We start from the raw sequence: 24,017 nt of genomic DNA on the forward strand, positions 1-24,017 counted from the left end.
ATGGCGCTGGGCACGTCAGACCTGCCTCGCATATAGCACCGCGGCCACGGCCCACAGCAAGGCAGGCAGCAATAGCACCCAGCGGAAGTCCGAGTGGAGGACGAAGTCCATCGCACTCATCAGCCCGACCGTCACAAGCCCGGAGAACGCGACGGCCCCGCCGGTACCGCCTTGCCGCTCGCGCATGGCCATGCGCGCCAGGTGGACGATCAGTACGCACGCGCCCGTCATGAAGCCGCCCATCACCGTGAACACGATTCGCCGCCATGCCTCCAGACCGGGTGCCAATCCACGAAGCCGATCCAGCGGCACGCTGATGAAGCGCGGATCCTCGGGCAGCAGCGCCGGCCGCAGGAACACGAAGTAGGCGCCCAGCCTGACGAGCCAGACGCCGCAGGCCATGAACAGCGACATGGAGGTGCGCGGCGCCTGCGTGCGCAGAGGTGCCACCGCGCTGTGTCGGCGGGCGTCTCGGCGTGCTTGTCGGCGGCTCACGGCGTACCATCGCTGCGGCGACCGCGTCACTGCGACCACGCGAAGCCGAACTGCGGATAGGGCGAACGCAGGTCTGCTGACCGTCCACCTCCACGCCCTCACATTGACCTGCATCGGGCAGAAGAATACAACTCGCGCAAACCGGTCAGCGGGTCTGCTCATCGTTCGCGCACCGTCATTGGCGTTCATGGGGTAGTACCCGAGTAAAGATCGCGGCGCGTCAAAGGAACGGGCCATCTTCCGTCGTCTCGTTTGGACGCTACGATCTGGTAGATCCCTGTGCCGCCCGCCTCGAATTCCAGCGCGCATGCCGCCATGTACAGGCGCCAGACGCGGAAGGTCACCTCATCGACTTCCTGCAGGGCCTCCTCTCGGCGCGCTTCGAGTCGCTGAACCCAATGACGCAACGTCAGCGCGTAGTGGGATCGAAGACCTTCGACATCATGGATTTCGAAGCCGGACCGCTCCATCCCGAGCTGGATGTTGCTCACGCAGTCCAATTCGCCGTCAGGGAAGACATAGCGGTTGATGAACTCGGTCGCGACAGTTCGGTTCCAGCCCTCTTCGTCATGGGTGATCCCATGGTTGAGGAAGAGCCCGCCCGGCCGCAAAACACGCTGCACTACGGCGTAGTAGGCCGGCAGATTAGCGAGGCCCACATGCTCGAACATGCCGATGCTGGACACCTTGTCGAATACGGCAGTGCCCTCGAGGTCACGGTAGTCGTGCAGCTCAACCGTGACGAGGTCCTGCAAGCCTTCTGATCGGATGCGCTCGCGCGCGTATTCGAGCTGCTGCTGGCTGAGAGTGATGCCGTGCGCGCGGACGCCATGTTCTCGTGCCGCCCAGCACACGAGCGCGCCCCAGCCGCAGCCGATGTCGAGCAGACGTTCGCCGGGCTGCAGCCGCAGCTTGCGGCAGATGTGCTCCAGCTTGTTGCACTGCGCCTGGTCCAGCGTGTCGTCCGGCGTCTCGAAGTAGGCGCAGGAATAGACTCTCTCGGCATCGAGCCAGAGACCATAGAACACGTTTGAAACGTCGTAGTGGAACGAAATTGCTGCTCGGTCGGTTTGGCGCGAATGTCGATGGGAGTAGCGGCGGGCAACGCGCGAGGCCAGACTCCGCGATGGTTTCAAACCATCCTGGTCAGACACGCGCAGTATCAGAGCGTCGCGCAACAGGGCCAGCTTGTCGCGCCAGGAGAGCGAGAACTTCTCGAAGTGCGCCTTGAGCCCAAGCGCGGTGTACAGGTCTCCTTCGATGTCGATGGTGCCGCGGAAGTAGGCCTCCGCCAGCAGCAGCGGATCCGGCCGCAGGACAAGGCGTCGAAGAAGACCCGGGTCGCGGATGATCAGGGTGTACTCTGGATGCGACTCGAACTCGTGCAGGAGCACATCGCCCAGACGCAACGCCGGCTGGCGCTCGATGCCGGCCAGCAACCGGCGCAGGATGCGCAGCGCGGCGGCATTCATGTCTGGTGACGGGGGTTGCGCAAGTGTCTTGGATTGGTTCATCTGGGGCACCTCAGTTGCTCGTGTGCAGCGCAAGCTGCGATGTAGGCAGACGACTCTTTTTCGCGCCGGCACGATCGACATGACCAACGCCACTTTTTTGCATGTCCGTAGAGCCTCATGATGTCTGGGAATATCAAAATCGATCAAAGTCGGTCATGCGCGTACACGACTAGACTTCGCTCGCACAGATTTGCGCTGAACGTCCGCTGCCGCTCCTTCGATCAGACTGCAGACGGAATGGCCATCCGGTACTCCGTCAGGGAGTCGCGTCCAGTCGCGGTCTGCCTGCTGCATGCGCAGATGCAGCTCCGTCGCTTCCTTCAGTCGTCGAGCCTGTTCGTCAAGCCGCTCGCTCAGCAGCGCCCGAGCGCGCGGACAAGGAGATGTTCCGCGTTGACTCATCTCAACGAACTCCGCGGCGTCCTTGAGCGTGAAGCCGAGCGCCAATGCGTTGCGGATGAACCGCACCCGCGCCACGCTGCGCTCGGAGAACGCGCGATAGCCGTTCGCGCCGCGACCATCCGGCACCAGGAGGCCAACCCGCAGGTAATGGCGCAGCGTGTCTGGGGTCACACCTGCCTCCCGGGCGCATTCAATGAGTTGCATCACCGTTCTCCAGCGGGGTAGTCTCGCGTCGAAACGCATGGCAGGAGTTTGAACCCAGGTGCCGCACATAGGTCAAGAGCGTGGGTGTTTGATCGGCTGTGATCCCATTGTCCGTGCGCTTTCGGAAGTACAACCGGCAGAACACGGTGACAGGGGTGGACCGGCTTGTGGGCGACGCCGAAAGCGGGGCTGTTGCTGACCACGGTGCTCTCCCTATTCATCGATTTCGTGTTCGGCACTTACCGAACCATTCAACAACCTGGCAGTCTCGTGCGCGATCACCCACTGTTCGCGCGCACGCACGGCCAGCACCGCGACCGAGGACCTTGACGCCTGAAGCTGGGCGACTTCGGATGCCGGACTGAAGGCGAGATTGCGCTCCTCGTCCAGATGCAGGCCAAGGAATTCCAAGCCGTCCAGAATGCGGCAACGCAGCGTCGGGGAGTTTTCCCCTGCTCCGCCAGTGAAAGCCACCGCATCGCAGCCGCCCATCGCCGCGGCGTAGGCACCGATGTACTTGCGCACGCGGTAGGCATGGACCTGCAACGCCATTTGGGCAGCAGCATGACCATCCCGCGCGCGACTCTCGATCTCGCGCAGGTCCGAGCCCACACCCGACAACGCCTTCAGTCCACTGTCGCTGTAAAGCGCCGCTTCGATTTGCACCAGTGACAAGCCCAGGGTACGCGCGACATAGCCTGGCACGCCGGGGTCGAGGTCCCCGCTGCGTGTGCCCATCACCAGACCTTCCAGGGCCGTCATCCCCATCGAGGTGTCGACAGAGCGGCCACGGTCGATCGCGCAGACACTTGCCCCATTGCCGATGTGGCAGCTCACGATGCGCAGTTCGGATGGAGGCCGCATCAACGCGGAACTGACAGCCGCCAGTACGCTCTGGTGCGACAGGCCATGAAACCCGAATCGCCGCACCCCAACTGCGCGCCATGACTGCGGAACGGCATAGCATGAGGCGTGTTCTGGCATGCCGGCATGAAAAGCGGTGTCGAAGACCGCCACGTGGCGCACGCCTGGCCAACGCTCGCGCGCGATGCGGATGCCGGCCAGTGCAACGGGGTTGTGCTGCGGCGCCAGCGCAGCAGCCTGGTCGATCTCGTGCTCGACTTTCGCGTCCACGAAAGCCGCCTCGCGCAAGAAGGGGCCACCGTGTGCGACACGGTGGCCGATGGCATCGAGCGACGTCACGCCGGACCTTCGTACTCGCTGCTCGATCTCGTCAAACGCCGCGACATCAACTGCGGGATGGTCGATCGTCGACTCGATCACAGTCGTGGCCGATGCCGGGTCGAAAACCCCGAACTTGAGGGTCGCACTGCCGGCGTTGATGGCTAGGATGTGCATGTCTTGGTCGCCGTCAGTGCAGATCGACGTCGCGACTGCCGGCCTCGGCAGTATGAGCCAGCCAGTACAACAGGACAACACACAGTGCGAGCAGCGCATGGAGCCACCAGCCCAGTTCATGGGCTCGGTGCTCCAACACCCCGGTACTAAAACGGCTCTTCAGGCGATCAGCAGTCAAAGCTGGAGGGGCCTTTGTCAAAAAGGCTCCAACTCCAGCTTGTTCGCCACGTGAGCCGGCGATTTCAGCAACGAGTGCGCTCATTACCTGCATTTGTACTGCTTCGCCTTCCGAGCATCAGACCTGCATGTTCATTACATCGGTGTAAGCCTGAACAATTCGGTTTCGGCTCTGCAGCGTGGCCTGAAATGCAATGTTCGACTTGACTCCTGCAAGCATCGTTTCTTCAAGACTGACAGTGGGGTTGTCTAAGGTGACCTCGCGGCTCAGGCGCCCAGATTCACTTTGCAATTGGCTCGTGGTCGCTAACGCTTGCTTCATCGCGTCCAAAAATCCACCGTCTTGAACTGTGGATGCTTTGGACACCAACTTGCCCACCGGATTGAATGGCAGTAGTGCGTCAAGCGAGTTTGTGGTGACGTTCATGGTGTGTCCATTGTCGAACTGACGGAGGTTATGAGGGGCCTTTTTTGCTGGAGATCGAGACCAGCGATCGATACGAAATAGTAAGTGTCGCCAGCCGATCAAGAAGCCCTGCAACTGGTGCGTCAGTCGTTCAATTGCACAGCTATGGATAACAGAAACGTCATCTTGCCGACATCGCCGTGAGTTGCCGGTACGCGTAGTGGTGCGCACCGCAAAGCATGAAGGTTGGCAGGTGCCACGCAAAGGGAGCGTGGTCTACGGCCGTTGCGCAATCTCCAGCAACGGTTTGATGCTGGAGCCAAAGCGGCTCCTGGACGCGTGGTTCTGCTCCAGTTGGCTGTCGGGCAGATAACGGATCTTCAGCTCCGACACCCGGGAGCGCAGTGGAAGCGGCCACTGACGCGAGAAGCGCAGATGCGACGCTACGGGCTTGATGCCCTGCGCGCACGGCGCTCCAGCGTCAACTGGCGCGGCCCCTGGTGGAACCCCGGGCCAGGCACATGGTCGCCGCACTGCCGCCCAAATACTTCACAGGCGTGGGGCTTGTATCGGTAGTTGACCATCCACCAACACCTCCAGCGTTTCACTTGAACCGCCGTAGGCGGAACCGCACGTACGGTGGTGTAAGAGGGGTGAGGGGTTACCCCTCACCCCTCTCGATCATGACAAAGATGTAATGAAGCCGTTATGCTTTTGACAGCTAGTCGTTTGCACAATGACAAAAGTCAAAAATGCATCACAAATCCATGAACAATCTCTGGCTTTCACGACCTACCTCAAGCCTCTGGCTGGGCGCCGCACTAATGGTGCCGTCCCTGGCATTTGCACAGATGTCAGAGGGCGAAACCGCGAAGGTGGGCTACCTGCTCTCGTACCGATCAGCCCTCTCGGGTTACGAGGCCTACAAGGAGCAGTCCGTCCAGCCCTGGAAGGCGGCGAACGACAAGGTGGGTGAAATCGGCGGCTGGCGCGCCTATGCGAAGGAAATCAAGTCGGGCCAGCCCGGGTCCGCCAAGGACGCTGCTCCCGTCACCGACCCGCATTCTGGCCATCACGGGGGAGAAAAACCATGATGCGTTTGCGTGCCACTCACGCCAAACTCGCTCTATCTGCACTCGGACTGGCGGTGCTGACCGGCTGTGCCAGCGTCAGCCTGGATCAGAACATCAATCGTGTCAACGTCGAAGCGGGCAGCTTTACCGAAGGCAAACTCGCCTTGGCTCGTACCCAGGAGGAAAGCGACCAGCGGGCGCAGGCCGCTCAAGCCTTGCTTGCGCAGCCTCTGGGTCAGAAAGAAACCGTTCAGTTGGCTTTGGTTAACAGCCCGTCTTTGCAGGCCCTGCTGGCGCAAGGCTGGGCGGAGTCTGCCGATGCCGCGCAGGTGGGGCGGATTGCCAACCCCATCTTCAGTTTTGAGCGCATGACGGCCGGCACTGAGCTGGACTTGGGGCGTGCGCTGTCCTTTGGCCTGTTGGATCTGCTGACCCTGCCGACCCGGTACGGTGTCGCCACCCGGCGTATCGAGCAATCTCAATTGCGCCTGACCGGCAGCGTGGTGGACCAGGTCACCGGGGTGCGCCAGGCTTGGGTACGGGCCGTGGCCGCGCAGCAGGCGCTCCAGTATGCCAAGCAGGTCTATGACAGCGCCGAAGCGGGCGCCGAATTGGCCCGGCGCATGCAGGGCGTGGGCAACTTCAACCGCATTACCCGCGCACGCGAGCAGGCTTTTTATGCCGATGCCGCCACCCGACTGAGCACGGCCCAGCACCAGGTCACGGCCAGCCGGGAAGAACTGGTACGTTTGCTGGGGCTCGATGAAAGCCAAGCGCAAGCGCTGAAGCTTCCCGAACGTCTACCCGATCTCCCCAAGCAAGCACTGGATCCGCAGGCGGTTGGCTCGCTGGCGACCAAGGCGCGGCTGGACATCCGTCTGGCGCAGGCTGCGCTGGATGGCGCTGCCAAGGCCCAGGGCTTGAACATGGTGACCAGCTTCACCGATATCGAACTCACTGGGCGCCGCAATACCACCTTCGACAATGCCGAGGGCACCCGCTCTACCGCGCGCGGCTGGGAAGTCGCGGTACGCCTGCCCATCTTTGACTGGGGCGGAATGCAACGCGATGCGATGAACGCTCGAACGCTGGCGGCCGCCAACCAGCTTGAAGGCACGGTGCGTTCCGCGGGCTCCAGCCTGCGCGAAAGCTATTCGGCCTATCGAACGGCCTACGACGTGGCGCGGCACTACCGCGACGAAGTGGTTCCGGTGCGTAAGGTGATCGCGGAGGAGAACCAGCTTCGCTACAACGGCATGCTGATCAGCGCGTTCGAACTGCTGGCCGATGCGCGCGACCAGGTCGGTGCCGTCACGGCGGCCCTGGACTCGCAGCAGCAATTCTGGCTGGCCGATGCCGCATTGCAGGCAGCCGTAATCGGACGCCCCACCAACACCACCTTGTCGGTCACCACCAGCGCCCCCAGCGACGCGGGTGCCGGTCACTGATGCAGAGACGATTGCCATGACATCCAGAAGAGATTTTTTCAAGGTCGCCGGTATTGCTGGCGGCGCCGTTGCGGCCGGCGCGGTCAGCCGTGTCGCCATGGCGGCCCTGCCTGAGCCCGTCATTCAGACCAGCCCGAACACCATGGCCCCGCTGATGCCCAATTCGGGACGGCCGTACAACCCAGTGGTGACGCTCAACGGCTGGACGCTGCCCTGGCGCATGAATCAGGGCATCAAGGAGTTCCACCTGGTCGCCGAACCGGTGGTGCGCGAAGTGGCACCAGGGATGAAGGCCCACCTGTGGGGCTACAACGGACAGAGCCCCGGCCCGACCATCGAGGTCGTCGAGGGCGACCGTGTGCGCATCTTCGTGACCAATAGGCTGCCCGAGCACACCAGTGTTCACTGGCACGGCCAGCGCCTGCCCAGCGGCATGGATGGCGTGACCGGTCTGACGCAGCCGGCGATTCCGTCGGGCAAAACCTTTGTCTACGAGTTCGTGGCGCGCCGCCCGGGCACCTTCATGTACCACCCGCACGGCGACGAGATGGTGCAAATGGCCATGGGCATGATGGGTTTCTGGGTCACGCACCCGAAAGCTAGGCACCCGCTGATCGACGAGGTGCAACGGGACTTTTGCTTCCTGCTCAGTGCCTATGACATTGAGCCCGGCGCGGCTACACCCAAGGTCGCGGAGATGACGAACTTCAACCTGTGGACCTGGAATAGCCGTGTCTTTCCTGGCATCGACTCTCTGAACGTGCGTCTCAACGACAAGGTGCGCATCCGCATGGGCAACCTCACCATGACCAATCACCCGATGCACGTGCATGGCCACGAATTCGTGGTCACGGGCACCGATGGCGGCCCCACGCCCAAAAGCACGCGCTGGCATGAAGTAACCACCGACGTGGCCGTGGGGCAGATGCGCCAAATCGAGTTCGTCGCCGACGAGGAGGGCGACTGGGCTTTCCACTGCCACAAGAGCCACCACACCATGAACGCCATGGGGCACGACATTCCCACCATGATTGGCGTGGATCACAGCGGCCTTGCCAAGAAAGTCAACAAGCTCATCCCCGACTACATGGTCATGGGCGAGCGCGGCATGGCCGACATGACGGAGATGGAAATGCCGATTCCCGACAACACCATCCCGATGATGACCGGCCAGGGGCCGTTCGGCTCGGTGGAGATGGGTGGCATGTTCAGCGTGCTCAAGGTACGCCGCGACCAGAAGCCGGGCGACTACAAGGATCCGGGCTGGTACAAGCATCCCGCAGGCACGGTGGCGCATGAGTACACCGGCCCCATGGCCGAGCCCGCGCGCTTCAGCGCCGAGGGCGGCCAGTCCATGCCGCGCGCTCGCAAGCCAGCAACGCCGACCGAAGTCAAGGTGCGCAAGCCCACTTCGCATGGCGAGCATTGAGTTTTCCCTGCAATCTTCAATATTCAACTGGAAACTACCCATGAAATTCACGCGATCCACTGTTTCTCAACTCTTCGCCATGATCGCGTTGGCCGCATCGGGGGCAGCCTTCGCCAGCGGCAACCATGCGGGCGGCCACGGCCATGATGAGGGTGGCGAGACGGCCGTTGGCAAGCCCGGCGTCGCCGCCAAAGCCAGTCGCACCATCACCATCGAAATGAGCGACAACATGCGGTACACGCCGTCGAACATTCAGGTCAAACAAGGCGAGACCGTGCGCTTCATCGTCAAGAACACAGGACAGGTCAAGCACGAACTCAGCCTGGGCACCGAGAAGGAATTGCTGGAGCACCTGGAGCAGATGAAGAAATTCCCCGACATGGAGCACGACGAGCCCAGCAAGATCACCTTGGGGCCGGGCAAGCAAGGCGACATCGTCTGGCAGTTCACCAAGGCGGGAGCCGTGAACTTCGCCTGCCTGATGCCTGGCCACTATGAGGCCGGCATGAAGGGCGCCATCAAGGTGGGCCGCAAATGATGGCCTGAAACGCACACCACAGCTGGCCCGGCCATGGCCGGGCCAGCCCATAGATCCATCCATTTACCCAGAGGTCACCATGAACACCATCCAACGTCTGCTCACCATTTCCGCCCTGGCCATGGGCGTTGCCCTGCCGATGGCGGGCCATGCCCAGGTCAGTCCCAATTCAGGCCAGACTGCGGCGCCCGCACCCGCATCCATGACCGACGGCGAGGTCAAGAAGGTCGATCCGGACAACGGCAAGATCACCCTCAAGCATGGGGACATCAAGAACCTGGACATGCCCGGAATGACCATGGTCTTCACCGTCCGCGACAAGGGGCAGCTCACCAACCTCAAGCCCGGCGACAAGGTGCAATTCATGGTCGTCCAGGAAGGCGGGAAGATGATCGTCACCGATATCCAGTCCGTGCGCTGAGCAAATTCACAACCGCGCCATCTCGTGGGGCGCGGCAGACCTAGTCAGCCCCTCCACCACAAGGAGGAGGCATCATGGTTCACATTCGCCATACCCTGATCGGCCTCTGTGTCGCCGCCGCCTCCATGGGCGTGCTGGCGCACGGCTCCGACGAGCACAAGGACCAACCTTGGCGACGTGCGGTTTGAGCGCTGTCACGATCGAGGTGGTGTTTCCTGCGGCTTCGAGCACTACTTCGTCGTAGGCTTGCAAGCCTTGAGCAGACTTTTGCAGCGCGTCGTGCTGAAGCATGACTCGGCCGCCGGCTCGCAAGTGGTCGTCCTTCAGATAGGCAATCTCGCCAAAGGTTCGCGAGACATTCAGTCCGATCACTCTCATTGTCAAAGCTCCTTTCTGTGGGTTGAACACGTCACCGTGGGAGCTTGTGGGCAACACGACAACTACGGAATCGCGCGCGCAGCGAAACCCGGCGGCCCGCAGGGGCGGCCAGCTACTATTGATCCGGCCCTTTTGTGTATGAACGCTCACACTGAGCTTGTCGAGGGCGCAGCCTTATTGCTTCGGCCCCATGAAGTCTCAACCTGCGGCATATTTGACCCTGGGGTCCTGAAAGTAGCTCATCACCCGCTCGGGTGACTTCTCCAACATCGCCATATGCTCGTTGGCTGCATCGCGCAACTTGGCCTTGGTTCTGACGGGCACCCGCTTGCCTATGGCCTGCTTGAGGTCGGCGTTGAGCCGTTCTTCCGGGTTGAGCTCGGGGCTGTAGCTGGGCAGGTAGAACACTTCGATTTGTTGGGTTCTCTGTGCCAACCAGGCCTTCACTGGTTTACTGTGGTGGACGCGCAGGTTGTCCATAATCAGAAACACCTTCTTGCCCGCGTCCTTGATCAGCGCTTGCAGGAACTCGATCAGCCGCTCGCTGTTGAAGGCCTCGTCAATGATCATCCAGCGCGCCTTGCCCCGGTTGGTCACGGTGGCGATCATGGACAACTTCTGACGTGTGCTGCCCACGGTGTAAGCCACGGGTTTTTCACCCGCTGGTGCATAGCTCCAGCCGCGCACATCGGTGTTGACCAGTGCGGTTTCATCGCCCCAGTGAATTTCGCCACCCTCTGCGCTGGCCTTTGCCTCGATGGCCGGGTAGTGCTCATCCAGCCAGGCCTTGACCGCCTCGGGTCGCTGCTCGTATGCCTTCTTGATGGGCTTTTGTGGGGTAAAGCCCCAGCGCGCCAGGTATTTTCCCACAGTGCGCACGCCCAGCTTCAAGCCGCATTCCTGCTCGATGAGTTGCATGACAGCAGCGCGACTCCACAGGAAGAAATCTATCTTCAACTGCTCGGGACGCTTGTCAGAGATGGTCTTTTGAATGTGGGCTTCCTGCTGCGGTGTGAGCAATCGGGCATCCCCTTTGGCTCGCCCACGGCCTGCGGGTTTGATGCCAGCCCAGCCGCCTTGCTCAAACAGGTCCAGCACCCGGCGCACTGCCGGGTAGCTCAAGCCCGTCATCTGCACCAACTGCATGACTTTGATGCCTCGTTTGTGCAGCCGCACGACTTGCTTTCGCCGCTCGTGCAACTGCTCCAGTGTCTGGTAACGCGCGTCTTCTTTGTCCATGGAGGTTGGAGAAAACAAACACCCAGAAATTCAATCTTTATGAGGCCGGATCAATAGCACTGGCGAAAGTGCAAACATCATGAGGCCGGAGCAATAACTCGAGCTATCGGCTCATTGAATAAATCGGCCTGCCCACGCTACGTGCTGCCAGGTGCTCCCGTCCCGGATGGGCTCATCCATACGCGGAGGTCGGCCGGGACTGTGGGGCTCCGCCCAGTTCGCGCCGCTCCCTGATAAAAATGTCATCGGGCTGTCTAGATTCTGTTGGGGTGCGCTCTCTACGATCAACACATCTCCTCAACGCCCAAGCAAGGCATGAGAGATGCAAGTTTTATTCACCATCGCTAGGAGCTTCAACCATGATCCAACAACGCCTCTCCCTTTCTTCCATGATTGCCGCCGCGGCCGCAGTGGTTACCTTGGGCCTTCCAGGGATTGCTTCGGCAGCGTACGAGCATCCCGCCAACAACGAAAAGGGCTTCATCGTTCACCCGGAACATTTCAAGAGCGAGAAGACGCGAGAGCAAGTCATCGCAGAAACCAAGGCAGCTATGCAGCAAGGACGCCTTTCTTACGGCCAAAGCAACTTCCCGCTTCGCACACCTGATGCGGCAGGTCCAGGCAAGACGCGTGAGCAAGTAATCAACGAATTGCGGAGCGAGTCCCCTGAAGAGCGCGACGCGCGTCTGCGTCTCTACTCCCCGGGTTGATTGCCCACGTTTGGGATGCGGAAAATTGCTTGGAATACATTCTGTGGGATTGTTGGCGTCGGGCTGACTGATAGAAATCTAGTCTAAACAGTTCATTCCAAAATGATCGCAGGCCAATGCTCCTCGGCTTTCGGTAAAATTGTCGGCGCCGCGCGTGTCTATCTGGTCGGTTAGATTGCCTCGATTGTCCTGGCAAGACGTTAGCGATCCAACCGGCCGCGCATCCGGACTCCGAGCCGAAGAAACGTGATTTTTAGTACGTTGATTTTTAAAGATATTTTTTAAGTTTCTTAACAGGCTGCTGAAATACTCCCCTGCGGTCGAACCTGCTCATCGGCTGCAGCCACATTTTTCGCAGAAGCTTTCCGTATGCTGGAAGTCAGCCCGCAAACACGCGTGTTTTCAGCCGCAAAGCACGGTTTTCTGATCCTTTTCCCTTCACATCTGCCCCTGCAGACGGATTTGCCCCAAGCTGCGCAGTCGCGTGAGGTTGTAGCCAGCCATCGTCAGCACAAACATCTGGTCAACTTTCTTGATCCCGCGCACCAGCACTTGGCGCATATGCCCCACCGTCTTGGCCCAGCCAAAGCCCTGTTCGATCAGCTTTCTCTTTTGCTGCGAGATGGCATAGCCTTCGCTGCCTGCGATCCTGTCAGATACCGCAGATTGGCGCCCCGTTTTGTTCTGCGCTACGTGGGGCAGTACGTTCATCTCTTGCAGGGCTTCAATGAATTCCTTGGCGTCGTAGCCCTTGTCCGCGCCCAGCGTGATCGTGATGGACTCATCGCCCGGTAGTGCTTGGCGCGCATCGTTGATCATGACCTTGGCCGCTTCGCGCTCTGCATAGCCATCGGCCTGGGTGACCACAGCACTGACCACCAGCCCGTGGCGGTTGTCGGTGAGCGTGTGGCCCATGAAGCGCAGTTCGCTGGCGGTCTTGCCCTTGCGGTACGGCCGCGCATCCCCATCCGTAGTGGATTCATGGGTGTCATTGCTGCGCTTTTGGTCTTTGAAGTTGCCCGCGTCGGTGCCGTCATCGTCCTTGCGGTCTTTGCGCACAAAGCTCTTGTGGCCCGCCCAGGCCTGGATCAGGGTGCCGTCCACGCTGAAGTGCTCGCCCGAGAGCAGTTCCTGCTCCTGGGCTTGTTGCACGATCTGATTGAAGAACTCGATGACCGCATCGTGCTCGATCAGGCGTTCGCGGTTCTTGCTGAAGACGGTGGGCACCCAAACGGCATCGTCCATGGCCAGGCCAATGAACCAGCGAAACAGAAGGTTTTATTGGGTCTGCTCCATGAGCTGGCGCTCCGAGCGCACGCTGTAGAGCACCTGAATGAGCATGGCGCGCAGCAGCTTCTCGGGGGCAATGCTGGGGCGCCCGCCTTTGATGTCGGCCGCATACATCTGAGCAAACAGCTCGTCCATGTTCGCCAGGGCCTTGTTGACCATGATGCGGATCACCCGCAGGGGGTGATCAGAGGGCACGAAGTCATCGAGGTGGCGCATCGTGAACAGGCTCTCGGTGAAGGTGTCGGCTCCGCGCATGTCTGGCTTGTCTGTATGGTCGGTTGGTTTGCCTCGATTGTCCTGGCAAGGCGTCAACCGGGAGGTGACGGCGGGGAGTATTTCAGCAGCCTGTTAAGAGCTGGGCGCGGCGGGGAGTATTTCTGTTAAGCATTTACCAAGGGTGATGCGTCATTTATAGATCACCTCGATTGCATCAATTCAGACAGACACATGCGTGCCGCGATCCCTTTTTTCGCCGATACAACCATTTCCGCCGAAAAATCCAACTCTCATTGATGTCCAGAGTCTGACGCAACAGCCTTGCCTTGATGCATCGCAGCAGCAAGTAAGCAGGCCGCGCCAAATGCGATCGCAACGTCAGCCAAATTGAAAGCCGGCCAATGCGCTCCCTGCCAATGGAAATCCAGGAAGTCGACTACAGCCCCTCGCAACAGTCGGTCCACTGCATTACCCAGCGCCCCACCTAAGATTAGGCAATAACCAACGCCTTCCCATTTCGACACGCCCTGACGCAACAGGCGGATCAGCCAGAGCGAGACTCCCAGCGCTAGCGCGGCAAATCCGAAGCGCGCCCAGTCGCCTGCACCAGCCAGCAGGCTGAAAGCGGCACCGTTATTCCTGAAATGGACGAGATTGAAGAAGGAGGTTACAGCGACTTGGTCGCCATAACCGTAAAGGAGCGAGACGACGGCCTTTGCGAATTGATCGCCGAGTAGCACTGCGGCAGCCAAGCCATACCAGATGCCGGCCGCTCGAAGAACCGTCAACCTCCCTGCAACCGGCAGCATCGTCAGCAGCGAGCCAGCAAACACCAGGCTACCGGAGGCAATCCCCCAGCCGGCCAACACATCAGCCGGAAAGTGCATGCCCGCTGCAATGCGCGACCAGCCGACCAGAACGACATAAGCAACTAATACCATTCGCTGGCGAACACCGGCCAGCGGCCACAACGCCCCGACAACAAGTGCGGCGTAGGTGGAGTGACCGCTCGGTAGGCTATAGTGCGCCTCCACCGTGCCAAGCACGTGATCCAACTGACCAAATACCGCCGCCGGTCGCGGAAAATCGAGCCAGAGCTTCAAGATGGAGGTGATCGCAAATGCGATGCCGAAGCTGATCACGAATTGAAGAAGCTGCCGCCGAATCGCCAAGGCGCGCCCCGTCACCACCGTTGATCTTGACCATGCCCACAGTGTGAGCAGGACCAAAGGCGCAGTCCAGTAGTTGCCCAGGACGTTGCTGAAGAGCCAGGCCAGTGGCATCAAAATCGGCGGCGTGGCCTCGTTGATGAACTGAAACAAGGCGCCATTCAAGCCACCCCAATCATAGAGAACGGACTTCCAGCTCATCGGCGCAGGAGCCTCAAGCCGTTGCCGACCACCAGTAGACTGGCCCCCATGTCGGCAAACACCGCCATCCACATCGTCGCGCTGCCGAATACGGCCAACACCAGGAACACTGCCTTGATGCCCAAGGCCAGCGCAATGTTCTGCCACAGCACCGCATGGGTCTTGCGCGAGAGACGGATGGTGCTCGCCAGACGCCGCAGATCGTCATTCATGATGATGACATCGGCCGCCTCCATGGCGATGTCGGTGCCAGCGCCGCCCATCGCAAATCCGATGTCGGCCTGCGCCAATGACGGCGCGTCGTTGATGCCGTCGCCCACCATGGCGGTCATGCCATGCGCGCGCTGCAATTCGCCGATGGCGGCTTGTTTGTCCTGTGGCAGCAGGTCGCCTCGGGCGTCGGCAATACCGGCCTGAGCTGCGATGGCACGCGCCGTGGCAGGGTTGTCGCCGGTCAACATGACGGTTTTGACGCCCATCGCGTTGAGTTCAGCAACCGCTTGGGTTGAAGAGTCCTTCAAGGTATCCGCCACGGCGAACAATGCCAGCACCCGGTCTTCGGCGGCGAGCAGCGTGATCGTGCGACCGAGAGCCTCATGCTCTGCCAACTTGGCTTCGAGTTCGGCGCTGCACAGGCCCTGGTCATGAATCAGGCGGTGGTTGCCCAGCACGAAGCGCTGGCCTTGCAGGCTGCCTTGCACGCCTTTGCCGACCAAGGCCTCGAAGGCTTCCACATCCAGCCGCTCGCCAGCCAGCGATTCCGCTATGGCTTTCGATACCGGATGGTCGGAGCGTGCTGCCAAGCTTGCGCCGACTACCGCAGGGTCGAGATCCCCGGCGGACCAAGGCAGGGCTTCCCAGTGCACCAGACGCGGCTTGCCTTGCGTGATCGTGCCGGTCTTGTCCAGCGCCACGGCCTTGATCTGCCGGGCTTGCTCCAGATAGATGCCGCCCTTGATCAAGATGCCTTTGCGCACGGCGGCGGCAAGCCCACTGACCACCGTGACCGGCGTCGAAATCACCAAGGCGCACGGGCAGGCAATGACCAGCAGCACCAGGGCCTTGTAAGCCGCCTGCATCCAGGTCAGATCGGCCAGCAAAGGCATCAGCACCGCCACGGCCAACGCAATCCCGAACACGGCCGGCGTATAGATTGCCGCGAAACGGTCGACAAAGCGCTGCGTTGGGGCACGGATCCCTTGAGCCTGCTCCACCGCGTGGATGATGCGAGCCAGCGTCGAGTCGTTCGCTGCGGCGGTCACGCGGATCTCCAACGCACCAGTCTGGTTGATGGTGCCAGCGAACACCGGGTCACCCACGGCCTTGTCAACGGGAATGCTCTCGCCAGTGACGCTGGCTTGGTCCACGGCACTGTTGCCTGATGTCACCAAGCCATCCAGGGGCACCCGCTCGCCCGGTTTGATGCGTACGGTGGCGTCGATCGCAATCGACTTCGAGGCCTGGGCCTGCCAACTGCCGTCGGGCTGCTTCACCTCGGCTTCAGTCGGTGCAAGCGCCATCAGGCCCTTGATGGCGTTACGTGCCCGATCCACCGCACGCGCTTCAATCAGCTCCGCGATGGCGTATAGCGCCATCACCATTGCCGCTTCCGGCCATTGCCCGATCACGAAAGCACCGGTGACAGCCACGGTCATCAGCGCGTTGATGTTGAGCCGGCCCTGGCGCAACGCCTTGAGACCCTTGGTGTAAGTATCCAGCCCAGCCAACCAAATCGCGATAGCTGCGACGGCCATGCCGGCCAGTTTCCAGATCAGTAGATCCGGCGCGAAGAAAGACACAGCTTCCGCTGCGATGGCCATCCCCAGCGCAGCGCCCATCCGCCCAATGCCCACTTCGAAACCATGATCGTGGTCATGAGCGCCTTCGCCTGCATCCCCGTGCTCAGCCGTCGGGGTCAAAGGCTTGGGATCGAAACCGGCCTTGCGGATCGCTTCCAGCGCTTGAGGCAAGTCTTTCGGATTGGCGTCGATAGTCAGGGTGCGGGCGCCAAGTTGGAAGCTCAGGCGGCGGATGCCCGCCAAGGGCTCAAGGGCCCGGCGGATCTCACCCTCCTCGGAGGCGCAGTCCATGGTCGCGATCCGAAAAGTCGTAATCCCAGCCGCTTGCGCCGCAGGTGGAACCGGTGCAGCCATGGTCACATCGCTAGCGCAATGTGAACAGACAGATCCGCCGCACGATGCGATTTCAGATGTGGGCTTGGCAATAGTGTTCATGGAGGGCATTTGAAACCCTGTACCTGCTTCAGAGTCAAGTGCCTACAATGAAATTCTTGTTCTCGGCCCACCCACGGAAGTTGTCATGAAGATTGGTCAGTTGTCGGAAGTCGCGCGTACGCAGGTCGAGACGATCCGCTTCTACGAGCGCGAAGGGCTCTTGGCGGAGCCGAAGCGCACGGCGGGGAACTACCGCATCTACGATCAGACGCATCTGGATCGTCTCTTGTTCATTCGCCATTGCCGTGCCTTGGACATGACGCTGGACGAGATCCGGGTGCTGCTGCGTTTCCTGGACGCCCCCACCGAGAACTGCTCTGCGGTGAATGCTCTGATTGACGCACATCTTGGCCATGTGGCCGCGCGCGTCAAGGAGTTGCACCTGCTGGAAATCCAACTCAGATCGCTTCAGCAACGCTGCCAAGCGGGGCACGTTGTCAGTGAATGTGGAATTCTCAACGAGTTGACGCAGCAATCTCGAATTGGCCAGTCGGGGGCGCCTGAGTTGCTCGGACGGGGGCGTGGACTCTAAAAACGAGGTGAGGGGCGTGTCCGGAATTTTGTGTAAACGGTTCGGACTTCAATTAACGGAGAAGCGGTCTCCAAACTGAATGGTAAAGCGCGTCAGCGCAGCCTTCCAATCGCGGATGGGCATGGTCCACTTCTGACTGATGTTGCGCAGGGCCAGGTAGAACAGCTTGGTCAGCGCCTCATCGCTGGGGAATGAGCCTCGGTTTTTGGTCAGCTTCCTCAGCCCCATGTTCACCGACTCGATGGCATTGGTAACCGGCATGATGCGCTTTGGCGCCCCAGCGTCCCCGCCGATTCCAGCATATGGTGAGCCCATCCGGGACAGGGGCACCGGGAAGCATGAAACGTGGGCAGGCCGTTTTATACGATGAGCCGAGAGCTCGAGTTAGTAGCTGGCCGCCCCTGCGACCCGCCCGGTTGCGCTGCGCGCGCGAATCCGTAGTTGTCGTGCTGCCCACAGCTTCCATGGTGAGGTGTTCCAACCCACGCAAGGAGGTTGACCATGAGAGTGATTGGACTGGACGTCTCGCGCACCTTTGGCGAGATTGCCTACCTGGAGAATGGCCTGCTGCGCCCTGGCGGGCGAGTGGTGCTGCAACACGCCGAGCTCGAGCGCTTCGCACAGAGCTTGCGGGCCAGCGACGAAGTGGTTCTTGAAGCCACCGGCAATACGGCTGCCATCGTGACGGCTCTGAAGCCGCACGTGGCCAAAGTGGTGATCGCCAATCCGCTGCAGGTCCGGCTGATCGCAGAAGCCCGGGTCAAGACGGACAAGATCGACGCGGCGATCCTGGCGCAGTTGTACGCCAGCGGCTTTTTGCCGCAGGTGTGGATGCCCGACGAGCGAACGCTGACGCTGCGCCGTCAGGTGGCGCGCCGCTCGCAAATCGTCAGGCACCGGACACGGCTGAAGAATGAGATTCATGGCGTGCTGGCTTCTCACCTGATTCCCCATTGTCCCGCAACCGACCTGTTCGGCAACAAAGGCCGCGCCTGGCTTGGCCAGCAGCCGCTTCCGATGGATGAACGCCTGGCTGTGGAGCAGCGCCTGCGTGAACTCGATCGGCTGCAGGAGGACCTGGCAGCGATCGAGAACCTGCTGTGCAAATCCGTTTTGCAAGAGGAGCAAGTCAAACGGCTGCTGACCATCACGGGTGTGAACTGTATTGTGGCCATCGGCCTGCTGGCTGCGATTGGCGACATCGGCCGCTTTGCAAGCGCCGCCAAGCTGGTGAGCTACTTCGGGCTCAACCCGCGGGTGCGCCAGTCTGGCTTGCAGCCGGCCCAGCACGGACACATCAGCAAGGTCGGGCGCGCCCACGCCCGCGCGATGCTGGTGGAAGCCGCATGGTCGGCCGCCAACGCGCCTGGCCCGCTGCGCGCGTTCTTCCTTCGAATCCGGGGCAGGCGTGGCCAGCAAATCGCCGCTGTCGCAACAGCGCGCAAACTGGCGGTGATCGCCTGGCATGTGCTCACCGGGCAGGAGGACTTTGCGTGGACCCGTCCAGCGCTGGCAGCCAGGAAGCGTCGTGAACTTGAGCTGCGTGCCGGGCTGCCAGTCAAGAAAGGGCATCGCGGCCCGGCGGCCGACTACAACGGCAAGGAAATACGTGAACGCGAACACGCTGCAGCGCAGCTCGCCGAGCAAGCCTACACGCGCTTCGTCGCCAACTGGCAACCCAGAAACAAGTCTTCGCCACCCCCTTTGACCCCGTTGGGAAGATGACTTCTCCAAAAAGGTTGTCAATTTCATCCGTGGTGTAGATGACCTTGCGGATGTCGGGCGGGTAATCAAAGAACGGGGTCAGCCGAGCCCAGTTCCTGCGCCAGGACTGGCCAATGGGCAGGTACTCCTGGTCCCATTTTTCTTCAAACTCCCCGAGCATCAGTTCGGCCTCCTCCAGGGTGGCGGCGGCGTAAATGCAGCGCAGGTCAGCGGCCACCTCTTTCCTGCGTTTCCACGACACGTAGTTCAGGCTGTGGCGCACCATGTGCACGATGCACAGCTGCACCACCGCCTTGGGGAACACGGCCTCGATGGCTTCGGGGAAGCCCTTGAGCCCGTCAACGCAGGCAATGAAGATGTCCTGCACGCCCCGGTTGCGCAGTTCCGTCACGACCTGCAGCCAGAACTTGGCGCCCTCGGTCTGGGCCAGCCACAGGCCCAGCACCTCCTTGTTGCCTTCCATGGTGATGCCGATGGCCAGGTACACCGCCTTGACCCGCACCGCCCCTTCGCGCACCTTCACGTGGATGCAGTCCATGTAAACAATGGGGTAGATGGCGTCCAGCGGACGGGACTGCCAGGCCTTGACCTCCTCGCTGACAGCGTCCGTCGCCGATGAAATCAGGCTGGGCGAGACTTCAGCGCCGTACATCTCCTGCAGGTGGCTTTGAATCTCGCGCACCGTCATGCCGCGGGCGTACAGCGAGATGATTTTGTCGTCGAAGCCGTTCCAGCGGGTCTGGTGCTTGGGGATGAGCTGGGGCTCGAAGCTGCCATGGCGGTCGCGGGGCACCTCGATGGGCAATTCGCCGAAATCGCCCTTGAGGGTCTTCCTGCTCTTGCCGTTGCGGGTGTTGCCAGCTTCGTTGGCCACCGTTTCATGCCGGTCGTGGCCCAGGTGCTCGGTCAGTTCGGCGTCCAGCGCCTTCTCCACCAGCAGCTTGGTCAGCTGCTTGAGCAGGCCGTTCTCGCCGATGAGGTCTTCGGGCTTCTTGTAGTTGGCCAGCAGGCCAGACAGCAGTTCTTTGGGTACGTCGTGTTTCTTGGTGCTCATGGTGCTTACGGACAGGCCGGCTTGCGCCGGCAGTGGATTGTCCGTTTACACAAAATTTTGCACACCCTCGAGGTGAGCTCCATGGGCGCGTCTCGAGCGGAGCATTTTGGGGAGTTCCGGCTCACGCCTGCTCGTTGCCCACCCCGCAGCAGCGAGTCCGGGCCTCCTTTGCGCTACTTCAGGATGAAGCGGACAGACGCAACGGAGTTACCCGCCTTTGAGACTGCGATAACAGCTTTGGTACCCGCTGGGACTTTGAAACTGCCCGAGCTTTCCAGTTTGCCGTCACCAGCCTGAAGTTGGATGTCCTGCTTGTCGCTACCAGACAAAAGCGTGACCTTTGCGGTCATCCCCGCGACGGCAACGGGCTTGCCGTGGTCGCGCATATAGAGCTGCAACTTGTCCGCTGTGGCGACAAATTCGTATTCGACATCCTTTGCTTCAGCAACAGCGCCTCCGTGCATGGGCTTTGCATCGTGACCATGATTGTCAGCCGCGAAGGCCATGCCCGAGATCGACACCGCCAGGGTGAGAATGAGTTGGGAGAGTTTCATGGGATTACCTTTGGAAAGAGGTTTCAGGGAAGGAAAGGTCCCGCGATCAGCGGGACCTTCTACAGCTACACGGGAGTGGAAGCGACCGGGTGAGAAGGTTCGGCCGAAACATCCTCCTCTTCCTCATCGGGCCTGTGGGCCAGACGGTAAAGAATCGGCAGAACGAGCAACGTGAGCAGTGTGGAAGAAAGAATTCCACCGATCACGACGGTTGCCAAAGGACGCTGGACTTCAGCGCCGGTGCCAGTAGCGATTGCCATGGGAATGAAGCCCAGGGAGGCCACGAGCGCCGTCATGAGAACGGGGCGCAATCGTGTCAGAGCGCCTTCGCGGATTGCATCGTCAAGCCCAACACCTTCTTCCCTCAAGCTGCGAATGTAGGAAATCATCACCAGCCCGTTGAGCACGGCGACCCCTGAAAGCGCGATGAACCCAACGGCAGCTGAGATGGACATCGGAATGTCGCGAAGCCAAAGCGCCAGGATGCCCCCCGTCAAAGCGAATGGGATGCCGGTGAAGACCAGCAATCCGTCCTTGGCGTTTCCGAACATCGCGAACAGCAGTACAAAGACCAGCAGCAGGGACACTGGCACAACGATCTGCAGGCGCTTAGTGGCCGATTGCAGGTTCTCAAAGGTTCCGCCCCAGCTCGTCCAGTAGCCCGTAGGAATCTTGATCTGAGCCAAGCCTTGCTCGGCCTCCGCTACAAAGGAACCCACATCGCGTCCCCGCACGTTGGTGCTCACCACGATACGTCGCTTGCCGTTCTCGCGGCTGACCTGGTTGGGGCCGGGCGCAAGTTCGAATGTGGCGACTTCACCCAGTGGGATGAAATTCGTCCTGGCTTCCGCAGAACGCGGCAGCGGTATGGGCAGCCGCTTCATGCCTTCCAGGTCATTGCGCAGGGCCTCAGGGAGGCGAACAAGAATGTCGAATCGACGGTCTCCCTCGAACATGGTGCCGGCCTCGCGCCCGCCAATGGCAGTAGCCACGGTGTCCTGGATGTCAGCAACGTTCAATCCATAGCGCGCGGCCTTCTGCCGGTCTATGTTCACAGTGAGCATCGGCAGGCCCGTCGTCTGCTCGACCTTCACCTCGGATGAGCCCTGGATCTTCTGCAGCATTGCAGACACTTCTTCAGCAGACTTGTTCAACACTTCCATGTCGTCACCGAAGATTTTTACTGCCACGTCACTGCGCACACCCGAGATCAGCTCGTTGAAGCGCAGCTGAATGGGTTGAGAAAACTCATAGTTGTTGCCGGGAATTTTCCCAAGGATCTCCTGGATCGCCGCGAGCAGTTCGTCCCTGGTCTTGCGAGGCTCCGGCCATTCGTCCATCGGCTTGAGCATGATGTACCCGTCTGAGATGTTCGGCGGCATGGGGTCCGAGGCAATCTCCGCAGTTCCGGTCCTGGCGAAGATTCGTTCGATCTCGGGGAACTTCGCTTTCAAGGTGCTTTCGATCTGCTGCTGCATTGCAACCGACTGGGATAGGCTGGTGCCCGGAATGCGCAGTGCCTGAATTGCAAAGTCACCTTCATTGAGATTGGGAACAAACTCGCTGCCCATGCGGGTCGCGATCACTCCACACAAGATCACCGCGACGGCGGCGATGGTGAGAACGAGCGCTTTGGCGGACATTACGCGATCGAGCATGGGCGCATAGAGGCGCTTGGCATGGCCCAGGAGAAAATTCTCCTTTTCGCTAACCCGATTGCCGATGAAGAGCGCTACGGCTGCAGGGATGAACGTCACGGACAAAATCATCGCGCCCACCAGGGCGGCGACAACGGTGAATGCCATCGGGTGAAACATCTTTCCCTCAACGCCCGTGAGCGCGAAGATGGGCAGATACACCACCATGATGATCAGCTGTCCGAACAGCAAGGGACGGCGCGACTCCTGGGATGCCAGGAACACTTCATGGAAGCGCTCTGCTCGCGTCAGCGGTCGGCCGTGATGCGCCTGCGCATGGGCCAGACGCCGCACGCAGTTCTCCACGATCACGACAGCACCGTCAATGATGATGCCGAAGTCCAGGGCTCCTAGGCTCATCAGGTTGGCGCTCACCTTGTACTGGACCATGCCTGTGAACGTGAAGAGCATCGACAAGGGGATGACCATTGCCGTGATGATCGCTGCACGGATGTTCCCCAGAAAAAGGAACAGGATCACGATCACGAGAACGGCACCTTCTAACAGGTTCTTCTTCACCGTACTGATGGCCTTGTCGACGAGCACGGTACGGTCGTAGACCGTCACCGCGTGGACTCCTTCGGGAAGGCTCTTGTTGACCTCGACCATCTTCTTGCTCACGGCCTGCGAGACGGTCCGGCTGTTTTCGCCGATCAGCATGAACACGGTACCGAGAACCACTTCTCGCCCGTTGTCCGTTGCGGCGCCCGTTCGCAGCTCCCGGCCAATACCCACTTCAGCCACGTCCCGGATGCGCACGGGCACGCCGTTGGCACTACTAAGGATCACGTCGCCAATGTCTTCCAAGGACTTCACCTGTCCTGGTGCTCGAATGAGGTACTGTTCACCGCGCTTTTCGATGTAGCCCGCGCCCACGTTTCCGTTGTTGCGGTCCAGAGCGGTGACCACATCCTGCAGCGTCACGCCTAGTGAAGCCAGGCGCTCGGGGATTGGCGCTATCTGATACTCCTTGGCGAAGCCACCAATGGAGTTGATTTCCGTCACGCCAGGAACATTTCGCAGTTGCGGCTTGATGATCCAATCCTGGATCTCTCGCAGGTCCGTAGCGGTGTAGGGACTCCCATCAGGTTTCTTCGCGCCGTCTTTTGTTTCTACTGTCCAGAGATAGATTTCTCCCAGCCCGGTCGAGATGGGCCCCAGGGCCGGTGTGATGCCTGCAGGCAATTTGTCCCGAGCCTCCTGGATACGCTCGTTCACAAGCTGGCGTGCGAAATAGATGTCGGTACCGTCCTTGAAAATGACGGTTACCTGCGACAGTCCATACCGTGAAAGCGACCTGGTTTGTTCCAGGTTCGGCAAGCCGGCCATGACCGTCTCGATAGGGTAGGTGACCCGCTGCTCCGTCTCCAGCGGCGAGTAACCCGGTGCCTGCGTGTTGATCTGAACCTGTACGTTCGTGATGTCAGGGACAGCGTCGATGGGCAGCTTTTGATAGCTGAAAACGCCGAGCGCAGCCATGGCAAGGGCCGCAAGTAGCACCAACCATCGTTGTTCGATTGAAAATCGAATGAGTTTTTCAAACATGTATGGG

The 24,017-nt window shown here is 60.7% G+C and carries 19 protein-coding genes and 3 pseudogenes; 8 read left to right on the top strand and 14 right to left on the bottom strand.

Features of this window, described 5'->3' with window-relative positions; genetic code table 11:
• Nucleotides 1-15: 15 nt before the first annotated feature.
• The 6 genes from CBP34_RS07105 to fliE form a co-directional block, all read right to left on the bottom strand.
• Complete coding sequence (locus tag CBP34_RS07105; protein ID WP_026435764.1) at nt 16-414, bottom strand: hypothetical protein; 399 nt, start codon at nt 412-414, stop codon at nt 16-18.
• 266 nt (nt 415-680) lie between these two features.
• Nucleotides 681-2,009, bottom strand: a complete 1,329-nt coding sequence (locus CBP34_RS07110; RefSeq protein WP_094097663.1) for an SAM-dependent methyltransferase — start codon at nt 2,007-2,009, stop codon at nt 681-683.
• Nucleotides 2,010-2,162: 153 nt separating this feature from the next.
• Nucleotides 2,163-2,615, bottom strand: coding sequence for a MerR family transcriptional regulator (locus CBP34_RS07115; protein ID WP_005794607.1), 453 nt, complete (start codon nt 2,613-2,615; stop codon nt 2,163-2,165).
• A gap of 213 nt (nt 2,616-2,828) precedes the next feature.
• A complete protein-coding gene (locus CBP34_RS07120) occupies nt 2,829-3,974 on the bottom strand; it encodes an acetate/propionate family kinase (RefSeq protein WP_204246710.1) in 1,146 nt (381 codons plus the stop codon).
• Nucleotides 3,975-3,987: 13 nt separating this feature from the next.
• Entirely contained in the window at nt 3,988-4,236 is a 249-nt protein-coding gene (locus CBP34_RS19575) for a hypothetical protein (RefSeq protein WP_162143883.1), read from the bottom strand.
• 33 nt (nt 4,237-4,269) lie between these two features.
• Entirely contained in the window at nt 4,270-4,578 is a 309-nt protein-coding gene (gene fliE / locus CBP34_RS07125) for a flagellar hook-basal body complex protein FliE (protein ID WP_026435761.1), read from the bottom strand.
• A 746-nt stretch (nt 4,579-5,324) separates the two neighbouring features.
• On the opposite strand from fliE, the gene CBP34_RS07135 reads away from it, so the two are divergent.
• From CBP34_RS07135 to CBP34_RS07155, 5 genes are all read left to right on the top strand, one after another.
• On the top strand, nt 5,325-5,651 hold the full coding sequence (locus tag CBP34_RS07135) for a hypothetical protein (RefSeq protein ID WP_094099101.1): 327 nt from the start codon (nt 5,325-5,327) through the stop codon (nt 5,649-5,651).
• Entirely contained in the window at nt 5,648-7,078 is a 1,431-nt protein-coding gene (locus CBP34_RS07140) for a TolC family protein (protein WP_086911994.1), read from the top strand. The genes CBP34_RS07135 and CBP34_RS07140 overlap by 4 nt, the downstream gene beginning before the upstream one ends.
• Before the next feature lie 16 nt (nt 7,079-7,094).
• On the top strand, nt 7,095-8,507 hold the full coding sequence (locus CBP34_RS07145) for a multicopper oxidase family protein (protein ID WP_086914019.1): 1,413 nt from the start codon (nt 7,095-7,097) through the stop codon (nt 8,505-8,507).
• A 40-nt stretch (nt 8,508-8,547) separates the two neighbouring features.
• Nucleotides 8,548-9,045, top strand: a complete 498-nt coding sequence (locus CBP34_RS07150) for a cupredoxin domain-containing protein (RefSeq protein ID WP_026435757.1) — start codon at nt 8,548-8,550, stop codon at nt 9,043-9,045.
• A gap of 79 nt (nt 9,046-9,124) precedes the next feature.
• A complete protein-coding gene (locus CBP34_RS07155) occupies nt 9,125-9,466 on the top strand; it encodes a copper-binding protein (protein WP_026435756.1) in 342 nt (113 codons plus the stop codon).
• A gap of 576 nt (nt 9,467-10,042) precedes the next feature.
• Here the strand turns inward: CBP34_RS07155 and CBP34_RS07160 are convergent.
• Entirely contained in the window at nt 10,043-11,083 is a 1,041-nt protein-coding gene (locus CBP34_RS07160) for an IS630 family transposase (RefSeq protein ID WP_026435755.1), read from the bottom strand.
• A gap of 359 nt (nt 11,084-11,442) precedes the next feature.
• Here CBP34_RS07160 and CBP34_RS07165 point away from each other — a divergent pair, with 359 nt between their 5' ends.
• On the top strand, nt 11,443-11,793 hold the full coding sequence (locus tag CBP34_RS07165; protein ID WP_026435754.1) for a DUF4148 domain-containing protein: 351 nt from the start codon (nt 11,443-11,445) through the stop codon (nt 11,791-11,793).
• A 438-nt stretch (nt 11,794-12,231) separates the two neighbouring features.
• Here CBP34_RS07165 and CBP34_RS07170 read toward each other — a convergent pair.
• The 3 genes and pseudogenes from CBP34_RS07170 to CBP34_RS07180 all read right to left on the bottom strand — a co-directional run bounded on the left by CBP34_RS07170 (nt 12,232) and on the right by CBP34_RS07180 (nt 16,759).
• Nucleotides 12,232-13,338, bottom strand: a pseudogene (locus CBP34_RS07170) (IS5 family transposase).
• 251 nt (nt 13,339-13,589) lie between these two features.
• The gene (gene lspA, locus CBP34_RS07175) at nt 13,590-14,669 is read right to left on the bottom strand and encodes a signal peptidase II (RefSeq protein WP_026435753.1); all 1,080 of its coding nucleotides are present in this window, start codon (nt 14,667-14,669) and stop codon (nt 13,590-13,592) included.
• Nucleotides 14,666-16,759, bottom strand: a complete 2,094-nt coding sequence (locus CBP34_RS07180; RefSeq protein WP_034711971.1) for a heavy metal translocating P-type ATPase — start codon at nt 16,757-16,759, stop codon at nt 14,666-14,668. The genes lspA and CBP34_RS07180 overlap by 4 nt, the downstream gene beginning before the upstream one ends.
• Before the next feature lie 229 nt (nt 16,760-16,988).
• Between CBP34_RS07180 and cadR the strand changes: the two genes are divergently transcribed.
• The gene (gene cadR / locus CBP34_RS07185; RefSeq protein ID WP_026435751.1) at nt 16,989-17,435 is read left to right on the top strand and encodes a Cd(II)/Pb(II)-responsive transcriptional regulator; all 447 of its coding nucleotides are present in this window, start codon (nt 16,989-16,991) and stop codon (nt 17,433-17,435) included.
• A gap of 48 nt (nt 17,436-17,483) precedes the next feature.
• Here cadR and CBP34_RS07190 read toward each other — a convergent pair.
• Nucleotides 17,484-17,690: pseudogene (locus tag CBP34_RS07190) on the bottom strand (transposase); the annotation flags it as partial.
• 261 nt (nt 17,691-17,951) lie between these two features.
• On the opposite strand from CBP34_RS07190, the gene CBP34_RS07195 reads away from it, so the two are divergent.
• Nucleotides 17,952-19,160: an IS110 family RNA-guided transposase gene (locus CBP34_RS07195; protein ID WP_418134720.1), complete on the top strand. Its 1,209-nt coding sequence runs from the start codon at nt 17,952-17,954 to the stop codon at nt 19,158-19,160.
• A gap of 10 nt (nt 19,161-19,170) precedes the next feature.
• Here CBP34_RS07195 and CBP34_RS07200 read toward each other — a convergent pair.
• From CBP34_RS07200 to CBP34_RS07210, 3 genes and pseudogenes are all read right to left on the bottom strand, one after another.
• Nucleotides 19,171-20,214 (bottom strand): annotated as a pseudogene (locus CBP34_RS07200) (IS256 family transposase); the annotation flags it as partial.
• 173 nt (nt 20,215-20,387) lie between these two features.
• A complete protein-coding gene (locus CBP34_RS07205) occupies nt 20,388-20,768 on the bottom strand; it encodes a hypothetical protein (protein WP_026435748.1) in 381 nt (126 codons plus the stop codon).
• 65 nt (nt 20,769-20,833) lie between these two features.
• A complete protein-coding gene (locus tag CBP34_RS07210) occupies nt 20,834-24,010 on the bottom strand; it encodes a CusA/CzcA family heavy metal efflux RND transporter (protein ID WP_026435747.1) in 3,177 nt (1,058 codons plus the stop codon).
• Between the last annotated feature and the right edge of the window lie 7 nt (nt 24,011-24,017).

Source organism: Acidovorax carolinensis, from assembly GCF_002157145.1.
In the GTDB taxonomy this organism is placed as follows: Bacteria; Pseudomonadota; Gammaproteobacteria; order Burkholderiales; family Burkholderiaceae_C; genus Acidovorax; species Acidovorax carolinensis.